Source organism: Corynebacterium sp. p3-SID1194 (assembly GCF_025144155.1).
In the GTDB taxonomy this organism is placed as follows: domain Bacteria; phylum Actinomycetota; class Actinomycetes; order Mycobacteriales; family Mycobacteriaceae; genus Corynebacterium.
The window spans coordinates 184,703-197,246 of record NZ_JALXWY010000001.1 but is presented as its reverse complement, the minus strand read 5'-3'; the positions used below and the strand labels follow the sequence as shown (position 1 = coordinate 197,246).

The following is a 12,544-nucleotide window of genomic DNA, read 5'->3' as shown; positions in this document are numbered from 1 at the left end:
GGGCAATCCCGGCGGCAGATGTGCCCACCGGAACGATGTGGTGAGACATCCCCGCAGGACAAACCGGAACGATCTCATGAGACATGCGGAACGATGTCACCGAACCAGACACCCCCTCGGGCACCACTAGGACACCCCTTTCGGTAACGGAAGCGGGTGTTTTCGCTGTTAGAAGGTGCCCCAGTCAGGAGAGATACTTCCGCCTGACACTCCTCCTCCGCCGCCGCCGGGAACGAGCTCGTAATTCTTCGCGGCGTAGGCGAAGAGGCTGAAGATCGCCGCAGTCACAGCGACGCTCACGGCCGGCGCGAACCAGGCGCTTGCGACGAAGGCCAACCATTCAGAGCCAGCGAGGAGACTGAGACCGCCGAAAAGCAGAACCACGAAGCGCGGCAGAACCATAACAGTGATGGCGGCGCACAGCGCCAGGAAGACTTTTCGTGTTTCCATACCGGCGGCGAGCACGCACGCGCAGCACGCGGTGAACATGGGCGCAGCCGTCGCGAACTCGGGAAACATCGTGGCAAAGAAGAACATGTCCGCGCCGGCAGGCCTCCACGAACTGAACGCCACAGCTGCCGCGATGCCGAGCAGGAGGATCAACGATGCAGCGATTCCGCGGGCAGCGCGGGTGCGGGCGGTCAGCACACATGCCAACACTCCCGCTACAGCGGCGAGGGCGCACAATGCGGCCACTGCCGTGGCGGAATCACCGCCGGTGGTAGCTACCGCAGAGGCGGCGAGACTCACGATGAACAGGAATATCGGTAAGGCGGTCGGGTCGTTGTGGATCAAATTCGTACCTCTTCCGGTTTGGCCCCAGGGTACTCGCGGGTGAAGATTGTGAGGTGAAACATCGCCAGGTTGTCGTGCTCGTTGCGGTCGTGCTTTTCATCGCGGCATGGATGCTTATCGACGTCCCCTCCCTTGCCCAACTCCGCTCCTGGTCCGAACAGACCGGCGCATGGTTCCCCGTGGTGTTCTGGCTGGCGTATGTGGTGATCACTCAGTTCCCGATTCCCCGCACGCTCCTCACTGTGTCGGCGGGAGTGCTGTTCGGCGCGGTGAAAGGCATCGCGCTGGCCCTGACTGCGACGACGGTCTCGGCGGTGATCTCGCTGCTGCTGGTGCGCTTCTTACTGCGTGACTGGGTGGAGCCGCGGTTGACGCACCCGGCGGTGCAGCGGATCAACCAGAGGCTCGAAGAACGCGGCTGGCTGGCCGTCACGAGTCTGCGGATGATCGCGGGCATTCCCTTCTCGATCATGAACTACGCGGCGGCGCTCACACGTGTTCCGGTACTGCCGTTCGCTGTGGCCACACTCGTGGGGTCGGCGCCGGGCACAATCCTGGTCACCATGTTCGGGCAGACGCTCACCGACGATCCTGATCCGATTTTCGTGGCCATCATGGCAGTGCTCGCGGTGATCGGCATCGCAGGATTGCTTTTCGACGCCACCACGCCCACCCGTCAAGCCTCCACCGTGGACCAAGGGTAAAGGGTTTAGACTGTCCCCCATGATTGCTGTCCATGCCCGCTACCGTGGCCGCGATGCGCGGCGCGCCGAACTCGTCAAACGCTCCGCCGAAGCTCTCTCGACCCTCGACGGAGTGGGCCGTTTCGATGTCGTCGGTGTCGAGGACATCCGCGCCCACGTCGACGATGCTGAAGCCGCCTGCATGCTCGTCATGGCGCTCTTGTCCGACGGGAATTGGGCCATCGGTATCGGCATCACAGAAAAAGGCCCCGCCGTCTACGCCGCATCAGATGGGGCGGGAAATAAGGCGGGGTCGGTAGGAGTGGTCGTCGATAAGCCTGAGCCCGGAACGGACGCTGCGGACATTGCGTCTGCGTTCGCGTTGCTCGGTCATGTGCTGGCGAAACGCACCGTCGAGGGCCGTGAGGCGACCTCGCTGGTGCGTTCCGGGTTGAATCAGAATGAGGCGGCAGCTGAGCTCGGCATCTCTAAACAGGCGATGAGCCAGCGCCTGCAGGCTGCCGGGTGGCAAGCCGAGCAGGCGGGCTGGCAGCTCGCCGTCAATTTGATGTCTAGGGCTGCTGGGGATACTGGTTAGGCATCTGCGGGGGCTGAGCCTGCTGCATCGGGAACTGCTGCGGCTCGTACTGCGGCGGCTCGTATTGCGCAGGCTGCTGCGTCGGCTGCGGCATGTCGAGTTCAGGGCGCGACGGGGACTCGTCGGACTCGGCGCCGGCCTTCACGCTGGTTGAAATCGACGTAGACGTGGAGCCCTTGGATGCGCTGGCTCCCGTCGCGTCGTCGAGGCTGGACCCGACCGGCTTGTTCGCCACGGCGCGCGCCTCGGCGACAGCCTTCGCGATCTCCGGGTCGGTGGCCGTCTCGAACCACGCGTCCGTGTCTTCCTGAGAGGCGATCTCCTTCGCCTCCGGGTCGATCTGACCGGGCTCGTAGCGGAAGACGCCGTCGTCGTCCTTCTTGGCGAAGGCCTTGGCAAATTCCTCCAGCGAATCGCCGAACTGCGACGGGATCATCCACATGGTGGAACCGTTGCCCTCGGCGATCTTCGGCAGCTTCTCCATGTACTGGAATGCGAGCAGCTCCGGCGTGACGCCGGAGGACTTGATGGCGGCGTTGACCTTCTGGATCGCGCGTGCTTCACCCTGTGCTTCGAGGAATTTCGCGGCGCGCTCACCTTCAGCGCGAAGAATGGTCGCCTGACGCTCAGCTTCCGCGGCGAGGATGGCTGCGTGCTTCTCACCCTCAGCGGACAGGATGCGCGACTGCTTCTCACCCTCGGCGGTCTTGATGTCGGACTCTCGGCGGCCCTCAGCGGTGAGAATCATGGCGCGCTTCTCGCGGTCCGCCTTCATCTGCATCTCCATGGACTGCTGGATGGACGGCGGTGGATCAATCGCCTTGAGCTCCACTCGGCTAATACGCAGGCCCCACTTGGCGGTGGCGGCGTCGAGCTCGCCGCGCAGGCGGCGGTTGATGGTCTCACGGGAGGTCAGGGTTTCCTCGAGGGTCATGCCACCGACGACATCGCGCAGCGTCGCGGTGGAGATCTGCTCCACACCGACGATGTAGTTGTCCACGCCGTAGATGGCGCGGGCGGGATCGTTGATCTGGAAGGTCACCACCGTGTCAATAGCCACGGTCAGGTTGTCCTGGGTGATGACAGCCTGCGGAGGGAAGGACACGACGCGCTCACGGGTGTCCACGCGCTCGCGCACCCGGTCGATGAACGGCACCAGCAACGTGATGCCACCCGAAACGGTGCGGGTGTAGCGGCCGAGTCGTTCGATGACCGCGGCCTCACCCTGCGGGATCAGCGCGATGGCGCGGAAAACGACGATGACAATGAAAATGAATAAGACGAGTAGCAGAACAAGCGTTGGTGTCATGATCACTCCTTCCAGACGACGGCGGTCGGGCCGTCAATATCAGCGACGGTGACGTGCTCACCGGCGGGGATGGTGAAAGCGGGGTCGATAGCGCGGGCCGACCAAATTGACCCGTCGAGGCGGACCTGGCCGCCATACCGGTTGATCTCCTCGAGCACCTCTGCCTTGGCGCCGACGAGAGCCTTCGGGGACGTGTCCAAGGCTGCCGGTTTTTTGAAGCGGCGGTGCAGCCATGGGCGAAGGAACAGGATGAGGGCACCGGACGCGAGTCCGAAGATGACGATCTCCGCCCACAGCGGAATGCCGAACAGGCTTGCGCCGGCTGTCGCCAGCGCACCCCCGGCGAGCATGAGAAATGTGAACTCGCCAGCCGCTAATTCGAGGCCGGCGAGCACGAGCGTGCCAATGAGCCAAATAACTGTTCCCACACGGTCAGGTTAACGCATTTTCGGGCGTCGATAAGTCACTCAAAAGCTTTCTTTTGGCAACTCCGGCGTTGTCACGAAGTCAACGAGCCGCTCGACCGCGCCAATGAGCGTGTGGTCGAGGTCGCGGAACGTCTCGACCGCGCCGTACACCCGATTCCACCCCTCGCGCGGATCCGACCAGCCGACGCGGCGGCAAATGCCCGTCTTCCAGTCCTCGCCCTTCGGCACGTCCGGCCAGGCGCGCAAACCCAGGCGCTCGGGCTTGACCGCCGCCCAGATATCCACGTACGGGTGGCCGGTGACCAGCACGTGCGGGCCGACATCCGCCACGAGCCGCGACTCTTTCGACCCAGCAATGAGGTGGTCAGCGAGCACCCCGATGCGGCGTCCGGGCCCCGGCTGGAACTCCGCGAGCCGCTCCGGCAAATTGTCCAAGCCTTCCAGGAACTCGACGACGACGCCCTCGACGCGCAGATCGTGCCCCCACACCTTCTCCACGATCGCGGCGTCGTGCACGCCTTCGACCCAGATCCGCGACGGCATCGCCACTTTCGCCTGGACGTTCTCCACGCGCCGGGACCCCGAATTCGAGCGTTGCGGCTCCCGCTTGACGACGGGCCGCGTCAAGGTCACCCTCTCCCCCTCCACCAGGAACGCGCCAGGCAGCATCTTGAACAGCCTTTGTGTGCCGTAGCGATCCTCGAGCCGGACGAACTCACCGTCATAGGTGCGCTCCACGCCGACGACGAGCCCCACGAAGTCGTCGCCGAACACCTCCGCCACAACATCGCCGGTTGCCTCCACCTGCGGGTACACCTTCGGGCGCTTGCGGGCGTGACCGGCGAAAATATCGCCGCCGTACGGGTCTGCGTGGCTGTTGAATCCGCTCATAGTGGGCCAGAGTGTATCCCGTATACTTCGCCACCGTGAGTACGCGCGCCGAAGTCTATTCTCCCCTGCAGAACACCGCCGTCTGGCTCGCGGCATGGCTCTACGGGCACGAGCCCTCCGACGCGCTCGTCGGCGCCATGACGGAACTGCACGGCCGGAACAGCTACCAGGGCGAACCGCTCGCGCATTTGCTTCACGACGTCCGCGCCTCCACCGACCTCACCTCCCCCGGCCCCGCCGTCCGCCTCATTCTGTCTGGCCCCGGCCAACCTCCGGAACTGCCCGCGGGTTCAGCGGCCGCATTGGCCGCCACCGAACTCAGCGGCGGCAGCGCGATCGTGCTCCGCGGCAACGGTGGCGTGTCCCATGTTGTGGTGCCTGACAGCTCTTCCGAGCTGGGGGTTCGCGGTGAAAGTGCCGGGGTCTCGTGGCGGTGGTTCGAAGAAGATGGCCCCCTTCCGGAACCGGCATGGCTCTCCCCCGGCGAAGCCGATGCGCTGCTATCGCGCGCAACTAATGAGGCCTCGCTACTGATTGAGGCCGCGGGCGGCACGCGCGAGCAGTTGCCCGACCCGCGCCTGACGGTCGGGACGCTCTCAGATTTCTACGACACGCCCGGTTTGCCCATGCGTACGCCACCGCGTGCCGCGAAACTCTTCGCGCGGGCGGACGCGGTGGCGGCGGTCATTGAGACTGTGGTCGACAGGTTGAACGACCACAGCTTCGATCCCCAGCTCTTCAGCCTCTGGCGGCACATCCGTACCGCACGCATGGCTGGGGTGGCCGATGCGGTGCTGGAGTACCAGCGCTGAAGCTTAAGACGCGACCGGCTTCGGGCGCCGGGGCGCGCAGCAGCCTTCCTTGCACGGGGCGCCGTTGAGGGTGCAGCCCTGGACGGTGATCGTCGATAAGCTTTCTGGCTCTGTGCCTGCAGCCGTGTGGTCGACGAGATCGAGGACGAGCTTCGCGAAGGTCCGCTCCAAGCCCACCGTCGGCGTGCGGGTCAGCGTGATGCCGCGCTCTTCACACGCTTCCTTGAGCTCGGTGTCGAGGTCCCAGATGACCTCCATGTGGTCAGTGATGAAACCGACCGGGACGCAGATGATGTGCTTGACGCCCTCATTCGCGTCGTCGATCTCCTCGGTGCGATCCACGACATCCGGCTCAAGCCACGGGGTGCGCGGGTCGCCGGAGCGGGACTGCCAGACGACCTCGTAATCGGGGACGCCAGCCTCAAGCGCGATCAGGCGCGCGGCCTCCGCGACCTGACGGGAGTACAGATTCTGGTCGGTCGGGCCGCCAGATGCGTCGTCGGCCGCATTCGGTACCGAGTGCGCGGCGAACAAAACGCGGGTGGTCTTCTGGTCCGCTGCCTCCCACGCCGTGCGGACATGATCCGCCATGAGCTTCACAAAAGTCGGGTGGCCGTAGAACTGCCAGAGCTTCGTGAATTCGAGCTCCGGGTGCGCCTCGCGCAGCTTCACAATGTCCTCGTCGTACTGGCGGCACGCCGAGTACCCGCCCCACGCGGAGGTGGCGAAAACAGCGACATTTTTGTGGCCGTCGGCCGCAATCTGGTCGGCCGCATCAGCCGCGTATGGGTGCCAGTTGCGGTTGCCGAAGTAGACCGGCAGGGTCTCGCCGCGCTCGGCGATCTCCGCCTCGACATTGGCGATGATCTCGCGGTTCTGGCCGTTGATCGGGCTCACACCACCGAAATTGAAGTAGTGTTCGCCGACCTCAGCGAGGCGTTCGCGCGGAATACCGCGACCGCGGGTGACATTCTCCAGAAATGGAATGACCTCGTCTTCTCCCTCGGGGCCACCGAAGGACAAGACGAGGAGTGCATCGAAGTTGCTTTCAGACATAGGGCCATTCTAGTTCAGCGGCCCTACGCCCGGTATTAGATCAGGCGGACAGCCATCGGTGCCATTCCGCTGCGGCGGACTGCCGTCTTTTGCACGTTCATTCCGGTCTGCGGTGCTTCAAGCATCATGCCGTCGCCAAGGTAGATCGCGACGTGCTGGTTGCCGCCGTTGCCCCAGAACAGCAGGTCACCGCGCTCAGCTTCATCGACTGGGATCTGGGTGCCGCGCTGATACTGGTAGCCCGTGTAGTGCGGCAGCGAGATACCTGCACCGGAGAAGGCGTAGAGGACGAGACCCGAGCAGTCGTAGCCGGCCTGGCCGTTGTAGCCCTGGCCGTCAAGGCCCATCGTCGCGCCGTTCGCATCGCCGCCGCCCCACACGTACGGGGTGCCGATCTGCGATTCAGCACGCGCGATGACCGCTTCGATCTGCTGCTCGCGGCTGCCGTCGGAAGCCGCTTCGTCGCCGCGCAGCTTGTTGGAGACTTCCTCCGCGTCGTCGACATCCGGAAGGACGTCTGCGACATTCGTGCCTTCTTCCTCGTCGGTTTCGGCCACGGACGCATCCGCACTTTCGCTTGACGACGGCGCCGCGATCCCCGACGCACCCGACTCTCCATCCTCGCTGTCGGCGTACGGGTCTTCGAAGCTAGTGTGATCCGCCTGGGTCTCACCGACCGCCTTCGCAAAAGCGTCGAGTGCAGCCTGGACCGTATCCGGGTTGGCGAACTCTTCCAGGGACGGCGCTGACGACCCTGCGGAGCTCAAGGCATCGGACGATCCCGCATCCGCAGTTCCGGCGTCTGCCGGCTCATCTTCAGTGTTTGCCGACTCTGCCGGTGCCTCCGCGTCAGAGGATTCGGCATCGGGCTCGGCCTCGGTCGCTACCTCTGCTTCTGCCTCAGCCTCTGCCTCGGTTTCGCCCTCGGGCTCAGACTCAGCTTCCGTGGCGGTTTCCGGTTCGGTGGCGGATTCCGACTCGGTCTGAGTGTCGGCAGACTCTTCGGCCGCGGTCTCTGGGGTGTCGGTCTCCGACTCGGTGGTCGGCTGCTCGGGCGCGTCCGGGGTTTCAGTCTCCGGAGTGGGGGCTGCATCCGGAGCGACGCCCTCAGTACCGGCGGCGGCACCTTCTGCGCCGTCGACGCCAATGCCCATGGCTGCTGCAGCTTCGGGGCGCTGCTCGGCGAGGTCGGACTTAGCTTCCTCAAGCTCGGTGGAGACGGTGTCGCGCTCTGCGAGGAATGTATCCAGAGAACTCAGCGAGTCGTCGAGGGTCGTTCGTGCCTTCTCCTCGGCCTCCTCGGCAGCGGCAGCGCGGTCGTCGGCAAGCCTACTGGCTTGACGTAGCGTCGACTCGTCGTTGGCGGCCTCGGTGCGCGCACGCTGCAGATCCTCGAGTGCGCGTTGCTTATCCTCGGACTCCTTGCGGAGATAGGTCTTGCGGTCGAGGGAATCCTTTCGGGCGTCGGCGTCTGCATGGACGCTCGCCCCACCCGCGCCGCTGGAGCGGTACGAGGAGCGGGAGATCTGGTCGAGCTCATCCTGGGCGCGCTCGACCTCGGCCTGGGTGTCGTCGAGACGTTTGCGCGCTTCGGTGGCACCCTGACGGGCCTGCTCAGCATGCGACTGGGCATCGTGCAGGTCGACGAGAGCCTGGTTGACGGCTTCGCGGAGCTTACCGATCCCACGGTTAATGCGGTCGATATCTACCTCGTGGCGAGAAATCTCCGAGACAATCGCCGTCAGGGGCGATTCTTGCGCGACAGCTTCCACGTGCGTCGTCGCCATAGACAACGTAGCCACGCAGGCGGCAGCCGGCACGAGGGTGCGGACACGAAATTTACTGGACAGGCGGGGCCGCGCAGTGCCGCGCGCGGAACGGACGGTGAAATCCACGGAGGTATTCCTCTCACCGCACACTTCATCAGCAGACCGCACCAAGGCATAGGTATGCCCGGGAGACGGACCGTGAATGGGCCAGGGTGTCAAGGCTGGCGTGCGGACGATTGAACGATCACGGATGAAAACCCGTGGGCTGATTCACCGCTACCTCCGCACTGACGTGACCCGTGATCCTTGGCGTGCTTCCCCACATGCCCGAATCTCTCGAGAGTTACGTCTGCGCTCTGATGTTGCAGCTATCAGCCCACGAGCTGACATGGAAACCATAGGCCACATAACAAGTCTGTTGCACACCCTTTACCAAATTTCACACGCGTCAAGGCGAATAACATGACTGTGAGATTTGCCCACGCTGGGGTTTTAGAGATGAGGCGCGTTACTGTGACATGCGACACATTGGCCCCGGGAACTATCACATTGCGGTCACAATGCCCGGCAGACACGCCGAAGCTGCCATTTTCTAGACCTTTAGGTCATCTGCTGAGCCTTGACGGATTAGTCGTTGCTTTTGGCGAAAAAGAAGGAGACTCCGGCCGCGACGGCGACTAGCACGAGAAGGATTGCAGTGACCAACGCCCACGGAATAGTGAAGGCATCCGCCTCCGCGGCAAAAGCGCGGACACCGGCGGCATGATTCGGTTCAGAGATCAGGGCATATTGGCCCTTCTCTACTTGCGCACGGGTAAGGCTGTCGCTCACCGCGGCGGTCGCCGCCGGAGAGCGGACAATCACGGTGTCGAATCCCGCTTCCGTCGCGGTCGCGTCTTTGAGGTCCTGGGCGAGGTCCCGCAGAGCGCCTGCAGGCTGGCCCGCTTGCCCGAGCACTACGATGCCTACTGGTCCTGCCGGACCCGCCTCCCCCGCGTTCACATCCGCGACAGCTCCCAGCAGGTCTGCCTCGAGCGCAAGGTTGGCGGGATTGTCGGTGTCGAAGGCAACGGCGTCGTCGATAAGCTGTGCTCTCAAGCTGTCGAAATTGGGCGCGCTGGGGTCCATGTCAAAAGAGCGTATCCGGCCGCCGGATTCGTGCGAGGTGGGCGCGCCGAGACCGGCCGGGGTAGCTGAAAGTCTGACAATAATAATTGTGTGCGACCAAATACCCCCGAACCAACGTGTGTGTCCTAACATTGACCTGTAGGGACCCTGATGGGTCACACACCTAGATTTTCAGTTGTTACAACGAGAAACGGAGCTCACGTGTCTGAAAGCAAGAACTCCTTCAACGCGAAGAAGACGCTCGAGGTCGGCGGTAAGTCCTACGACTATTACGCCCTCGATGCCGTCGAAGGCATGGAGAAACTGCCCTACTCCCTGAAGGTGCTCGGCGAGAACCTCTTGCGCACCGAAGACGGCAAGAACGTTACCGAGGAGCACATTAAGGCTATCGCTAACTGGGATCCTTCGGCTGAGCCGTCTGTGGAAATCCAGTTCACCCCGGCCCGCGTCCTCATGCAGGACTTCACCGGCGTGCCCTGTGTTGTCGACCTTGCCACCATGCGTGAGGCCGTTTCTTCTCTCGGCGGCAACCCGGACCAGGTCAACCCGCTGAACCCGGCTGAGATGGTCATCGACCACTCCGTCATCATCGAGGCCTTCGGCTCCGAGAACGCCCTCGACAAGAACGTCGAGATCGAGTACGAGCGCAACGAGGAGCGCTACCAGTTCCTGCGCTGGGGTGCGGAGAACTTCTCTAACTTCCGCGTCGTCCCGCCGGGAACCGGCATTGTCCACCAGGTCAACATCGAGTACCTGTCCCGCGTCGTCTTCGACAACGAGGGCGTTGCGTACCCGGATACCTGCATCGGCACCGACTCCCACACCACCATGGAAAACGGCCTGGGCATCCTGGGCTGGGGTGTCGGCGGCATTGAGGCCGAGGCTGCAATGCTCGGCCAGCCGGTCTCCATGCTGATCCCGCGCGTCGTCGGCTTCAAGCTCACCGGTGAGATCCCGGTTGGCGTGACCGCTACCGACGTCGTTCTGACCGTCACCGAGATGCTCCGCGAGCACGGCGTGGTCCAGAAGTTCGTCGAGTTCTACGGCGATGGCGTCAAGGAGATCCCGCTGGCTAACCGCGCCACCATCGGCAACATGTCGCCGGAGTTCGGCTCCACCTGTGCGATCTTCCCGATCGACGAGGAGACCATCAACTACCTGCACCTCACCGGCCGCGACCAGGAGACCATCGACCGCGTCGAGGCATACGCCAAGGCTCAGGGCATGTGGCTCGAGCAGGGCGCGGAGGAAGCCGAGTACTCCGAGTACCTCGAGCTCGACCTGTCCACCGTCAAGCCGTCCATCGCAGGCCCGAAGCGCCCGCAGGACCGCATCCTGCTGGAGGAGTCCAAGAACACCTTCCGCAAGCAGCTGCCGGACTACAACACCGCCGGCGAGGGCGCCGCAGAGCCGGTCCGCGCCGAGAAGGTCGAGGCTGTCGACTACAACGTGTCCTGGCCGGCAAACGGTGAGTCCGCTGCCGAGGGCGCTGAAGGCCGCGCTTCCAAGCCGGTCATCGTCGAGTCCCCGCAGGGCGGCGAGTACACCCTCGACCACGGCATGGTCGCCATCGCCGCAATCACCTCCTGCACCAACACCTCCAACCCGTCCGTCATGGTCGGCGCTGCCCTGCTGGCACGCAAGGCTGCGGAGAAGGGCCTGAAGGCGAAGCCGTGGGTCAAGACGATTATGGCTCCGGGCTCCCAGGTCGTCGACGGTTACTACAACCGCGCGGACCTGTGGAAGGACCTCGAGGCTGTCGGCTTCTACCTCTCCGGCTTCGGCTGCGCATCCTGCATTGGTAACTCCGGCCCGCTGCCGAACGAGATCTCCGACGCCATCAACGAGTACGACCTGACTGCCACCGCTGTGCTGTCCGGTAACCGTAACTTCGAGGGCCGCATCTCCCCGGACGTGAAGATGAACTACCTCGCGTCCCCGCTGCTCGTCATCGCCTACGCGATCGCCGGCACCATGGACTTCGACTTCGAGTCCCAGCCGCTCGGCCAGGACGCTGAGGGCAACGACGTCTTCCTGAAGGACGTCTGGCCGTCCCCGGAGGAGATCGAGGGCGTCATCGCCGACACGATCTCCCGCGAGATGTACGAGAAGGACTACGCGGACGTCTTCAAGGGCGACCAGCAGTGGCAGGCTCTCGACGTTCCGGAGGGCAAGACCTTCTCTTGGAACGAGGACTCCACCTACATCCGCAAGGCTCCGTACTTCGACGGCATGCCGGATGAGCCGGAGGCAGTCGAGGACATCTCCGGTGCTCGCGTTCTGGCGAAGCTGGGCGACTCGGTCACCACCGACCACATCTCCCCCGCTTCCTCCATCAAGCCGGGCACCCCGGCGGCGAACTACCTGGACGACAACGGCGTCGCCCGCCACGACTACAACTCCTTCGGTTCCCGTCGCGGTAACCACGAGGTCATGGTCCGCGGTACCTTCGCCAACATCCGTCTCCGCAACCAGCTCGTCACCGATGCTGGCGGCTACACCCTGGACTTCACCCAGGAAGGCAACCCGCAGGCGTACATCTACGACGCTGCGCAGAACTACGCCGAGAAGAACATCCCGCTGGTCGTCCTGGCCGGCAAGGAGTACGGCACCGGTTCCTCCCGCGACTGGGCTGCAAAGGGCACCAACCTGCTCGGCGTCCGCGCCGTCATCACCGAGTCCTTCGAGCGCATCCACCGCTCGAACCTGATCGGTATGGGTGTTCTGCCGCTGCAGTTCCCGGAGGGTGAGTCCCACGAGTCCCTGGGCTTGGACGGCACCGAGACCTTCGACATCTCCGGCATCACCGCCTTCAATGAAGGCGACACCATTCCGGAGACCGTTCACGTCACGGCTACCAAGGAAGGTGGCGAGACCGTCGAGTTCGACGCCAAGGTCCGCGTGGACACCCCTGGTGAGGCTGAGTACTACCGCCACGGCGGCATTCTCCAATACGTGCTGCGCCAGATGGTCAAGAACTAAGTTCTAGCCACTAAAGGCCGGATCCCGCGCGGGGTCCGGCCTTTTGCTTTGCGCATTTTCGCTTATCGACGACACCGCCGCTCGCCCCCAGTT

Annotated in this window: 11 protein-coding genes; 4 read left to right on the top strand and 7 right to left on the bottom strand. The window is 64.0% G+C overall.

Annotation, left to right across the window (positions count from 1 at the left end):
• Positions 1–168 precede the first annotated feature (168 nt).
• Complete coding sequence (locus M3G19_RS00960; protein ID WP_259899963.1) at positions 169–795, bottom strand: hypothetical protein; 627 nt, start codon at positions 793–795, stop codon at positions 169–171.
• A 110-nt stretch (positions 796–905) separates the two neighbouring features.
• Between M3G19_RS00960 and M3G19_RS00955 the strand changes: the two genes are divergently transcribed.
• Complete coding sequence (locus M3G19_RS00955; RefSeq protein WP_259900225.1) at positions 906–1,499, top strand: TVP38/TMEM64 family protein; 594 nt, start codon at positions 906–908, stop codon at positions 1,497–1,499.
• A 19-nt stretch (positions 1,500–1,518) separates the two neighbouring features.
• Positions 1,519–2,076, top strand: coding sequence for a MarR family transcriptional regulator (locus M3G19_RS00950; protein WP_259899962.1), 558 nt, complete (start codon positions 1,519–1,521; stop codon positions 2,074–2,076).
• On the opposite strand, the gene M3G19_RS00945 is transcribed toward M3G19_RS00950, so the two are convergent.
• The 3 genes from M3G19_RS00945 to M3G19_RS00935 are packed head-to-tail and all read right to left on the bottom strand — an operon-like array spanning position 2,051 to position 4,704.
• A complete protein-coding gene (locus M3G19_RS00945) occupies positions 2,051–3,385 on the bottom strand; it encodes an SPFH domain-containing protein (protein ID WP_259899961.1) in 1,335 nt (444 codons plus the stop codon). The genes M3G19_RS00950 and M3G19_RS00945 overlap by 26 nt on opposite strands.
• A 2-nt stretch (positions 3,386–3,387) precedes the next feature.
• On the bottom strand, positions 3,388–3,813 hold the full coding sequence (locus tag M3G19_RS00940) for an NfeD family protein (protein ID WP_259899960.1): 426 nt from the start codon (positions 3,811–3,813) through the stop codon (positions 3,388–3,390).
• Between the two features lie 39 nt (positions 3,814–3,852).
• A complete protein-coding gene (locus M3G19_RS00935) occupies positions 3,853–4,704 on the bottom strand; it encodes a DUF3097 domain-containing protein (protein WP_259899958.1) in 852 nt (283 codons plus the stop codon).
• Positions 4,705–4,739: 35 nt separating this feature from the next.
• Here M3G19_RS00935 and M3G19_RS00930 point away from each other — a divergent pair, with 35 nt between their 5' ends.
• On the top strand, positions 4,740–5,516 hold the full coding sequence (locus M3G19_RS00930) for a hypothetical protein (RefSeq protein ID WP_259899957.1): 777 nt from the start codon (positions 4,740–4,742) through the stop codon (positions 5,514–5,516).
• A 3-nt stretch (positions 5,517–5,519) separates the two neighbouring features.
• Here M3G19_RS00930 and M3G19_RS00925 read toward each other — a convergent pair whose 3' ends face one another.
• The 3 genes from M3G19_RS00925 to M3G19_RS00915 all read right to left on the bottom strand — a co-directional run bounded on the left by M3G19_RS00925 (position 5,520) and on the right by M3G19_RS00915 (position 9,469).
• Complete coding sequence (locus M3G19_RS00925) at positions 5,520–6,572, bottom strand: ferrochelatase (RefSeq protein WP_259899956.1); 1,053 nt, start codon at positions 6,570–6,572, stop codon at positions 5,520–5,522.
• A 35-nt stretch (positions 6,573–6,607) separates the two neighbouring features.
• Complete coding sequence (locus M3G19_RS00920; protein ID WP_259899949.1) at positions 6,608–8,467, bottom strand: DIP1281 family NlpC/P60 protein; 1,860 nt, start codon at positions 8,465–8,467, stop codon at positions 6,608–6,610.
• Positions 8,468–8,968: 501 nt separating this feature from the next.
• Complete coding sequence (locus M3G19_RS00915) at positions 8,969–9,469, bottom strand: DUF6676 family protein (RefSeq protein WP_259899948.1); 501 nt, start codon at positions 9,467–9,469, stop codon at positions 8,969–8,971.
• Between the two features lie 201 nt (positions 9,470–9,670).
• Here M3G19_RS00915 and acnA point away from each other — a divergent pair, with 201 nt between their 5' ends.
• On the top strand, positions 9,671–12,451 hold the full coding sequence (gene acnA, locus M3G19_RS00910; RefSeq protein WP_210573348.1) for an aconitate hydratase AcnA: 2,781 nt from the start codon (positions 9,671–9,673) through the stop codon (positions 12,449–12,451).
• The last annotated feature ends 93 nt before the right edge of the window (positions 12,452–12,544 follow it).

Excerpts from the sequence above, each read along its gene's own strand:
- M3G19_RS00955 (WP_259900225.1), top strand. The coding sequence starts at position 906 with ATGCTTATCGACGTCCCCTCCCTTGCCCAACTCCGCTCCTGGTCCGAA.
- M3G19_RS00925 (WP_259899956.1), bottom strand. The coding sequence starts at position 6,572 with ATGTCTGAAAGCAACTTCGATGCACTCCTCGTCTTGTCCTTCGGTGGC.
- M3G19_RS00945 (WP_259899961.1), bottom strand. The coding sequence starts at position 3,385 with ATGACACCAACGCTTGTTCTGCTACTCGTCTTATTCATTTTCATTGTC.
- M3G19_RS00950 (WP_259899962.1), top strand. The coding sequence starts at position 1,519 with ATGATTGCTGTCCATGCCCGCTACCGTGGCCGCGATGCGCGGCGCGCC.
- M3G19_RS00935 (WP_259899958.1), bottom strand. The coding sequence starts at position 4,704 with ATGAGCGGATTCAACAGCCACGCAGACCCGTACGGCGGCGATATTTTC.
- M3G19_RS00915 (WP_259899948.1), bottom strand. The coding sequence starts at position 9,469 with ATGGACCCCAGCGCGCCCAATTTCGACAGCTTGAGAGCACAGCTTATC.